The following is a 1,956-nucleotide window of genomic DNA, read 5'->3' as shown; positions in this document are numbered from 1 at the left end:
GTCGAGTACCGATCCCTTGTGCTCGCCCTCCGGCTTGTCCGGGTCCGCGACAGTCAGAAAGATCCCTGCCGCAACCACCACGGAAACCACTGCCAGCCCCGCCAGCGTCTGCCGCCAGCCGAACAGATCCACCGCCAGTGCGGTCGGGTAGGACGCCACCAGATTGCCCGCCGACCCCACCCCCAGCATCAGCGCGGCGAGGGTGGCAAAGCGGGCAGGCGGGTACTGGCGCGCAAAGATGTAATATGAGGCCATCAGCACCGGCGAACAGCCGATGCCGATCAGGAACATCGCGATACTGACATGCAAGGGCCCGGTGGCCGCAGCAAACAGCGCAGCCCCGCCGCCGCCGCCCAGCAACAGCAGCAGCGCCGCGGTCCGGCGCGGTCCCGCATGGTCCAGCGCCCAGCCCACCGGCAGCTGCATTGCGGCAAAAGACAGGAACCACATGCCCGACGCAAAGGCGAGATCATCCGGCGCCGCGCCGATATCCTGCCCCAGCACGCCGGAGAGCACCGCCAGGAAAGCACGGAAAAACTGGCTCAGCACATAAGCCAAGCACAATAAGGCCAATCCTGCCTGCATTTCCCGTCCCCCGGTTTACTGTTTCCGCGGCTCAGCTTGCATGTTTGGCCCCGGCACACAATTCGTTTAGGTAGAAACGGCAGGTCGCTAGGACAGGATACTGGGGCGGTAACGGAATGACGACAGACACTTTCTATTCCGGCCTGCCAAGCACCCGGTCCTTCGACAGCCTTGCCGCGCCAGAGGCCTTTGTACCGCTGCCGCCGGACTGGCACCTGTGCTGCACCGATATCGTCAACTCCACCGGGCTGGTGGCTGCGGGCCGCTACAAGACCGTCAACATGATCGGCGCGGCGGTGATCGCAGCCATGCGCAACGCGCTTGAGGGCGAGGCTTTCCCCTATGTTTTCGGCGGTGATGGCGCCTCCTTTGCGGTGCCGTCCCGGCACAAAGACACCGCCTCAGAAGTGCTGGCGGGTTTGCGCAGCTGGACCGAAGCAGAGTACGGCGTCAACCTGCGGGCGGCGATGCTGCCGATGGGCTGGATTCGCGCCGAAGGGCTGGACGTCCGGATCGCCCGCTATGCCGTGTCGGACCATGCGGATTTCGCCATGTTCAACGGCGGTGGCCTAGCCTGGGCCGAAGCACAGATGAAAGCCGGTGCCTTTGAAGTGCCAGCCGCCCCGCAGGCAGAACCGCCCGACCTCAGCGGCCTGTCCTGCCGCTGGAGCAATACACCCGCACGCAACGGCATTATCCTGTCGGTGGTTGCCCAGCCCGCGCCAGGCACCAGCCCGCGGGCCTTTGCACGGCTCTCGGCTGAACTTCTGGATCTGGCTTCCGAGCTTGCCGAAGACGGTCACCCGGTGCCCGATGCCGGCCCCAAACTGCGCTTTCCGCCCGCCGGGCTGACGCTCGAAGCACAGGCCTCGCGCGGCAAACTGCCCCTGTTTTTGCGAAAGCTTTATCTATTAGGCCACTGCGCCTTTGCCGCCTGGATATTTATCGGCAAACGGCGTGTGGGCGCGTTTGACGCGGTGCACTACCTGTCAATGCTCAAAGCCCATTCGGATTTTCGAAAATTCGACGACGGGCTGAAGATGACGCTGGATTGCACCCCGGCCATCAGCATCCGGATCCGCGACCGCCTGCAGCAAGCTGCCGCGGCGGGGCTGGTGCATTTCGGCCTGCATGAACAGGACGCCGCCATGGTCACCTGCATCGTGCCCTCGCCGGTTGAGGACGATCACATCCACTTTGTCGATGGGGCCGATGGCGGCTATACGCAAGCAGCCGCCAATCTGGCGGCTGCCTTTGGTGCCGGCAAAAATCCGGCATGATTGTCAGACAGGCGCAAACACGCCCGTTTTGGGATCATAACATTCCAGGCCGCCCTCGCCGATATCGGTCCACAGACCGTGTAGGCTAAGC

Annotated in this window: 2 protein-coding genes and 1 pseudogene; 1 reads left to right on the top strand and 2 read right to left on the bottom strand. The window is 64.0% G+C overall.

Annotation, left to right across the window (positions count from 1 at the left end; all coding sequences use genetic code 11):
* Window positions 1-585, bottom strand: a 585-nt coding sequence (locus A2I95_RS34175; RefSeq protein WP_291736963.1) for an MFS transporter, incomplete at its 3' end; no start/stop codon positions are given.
* Window positions 586-701: 116 nt separating this feature from the next.
* Here A2I95_RS34175 and A2I95_RS34170 point away from each other — a divergent pair.
* On the top strand, window positions 702-1,865 hold the full coding sequence (locus A2I95_RS34170) for a DUF3095 domain-containing protein (RefSeq protein WP_291736961.1): 1,164 nt from the start codon (window positions 702-704) through the stop codon (window positions 1,863-1,865).
* A 3-nt stretch (window positions 1,866-1,868) separates the two neighbouring features.
* On the opposite strand, the pseudogene A2I95_RS42705 reads toward A2I95_RS34170, so the two are convergent.
* A pseudogene (locus A2I95_RS42705) lies at window positions 1,869-1,956 on the bottom strand (carbonic anhydrase); the annotation flags it as partial.

This window comes from Leisingera sp. F5, from assembly GCF_001593695.1.
The sequence above is the reverse complement of the archived record's forward strand: the minus strand, read 5'-3'. Positions and strand labels throughout refer to the sequence as shown.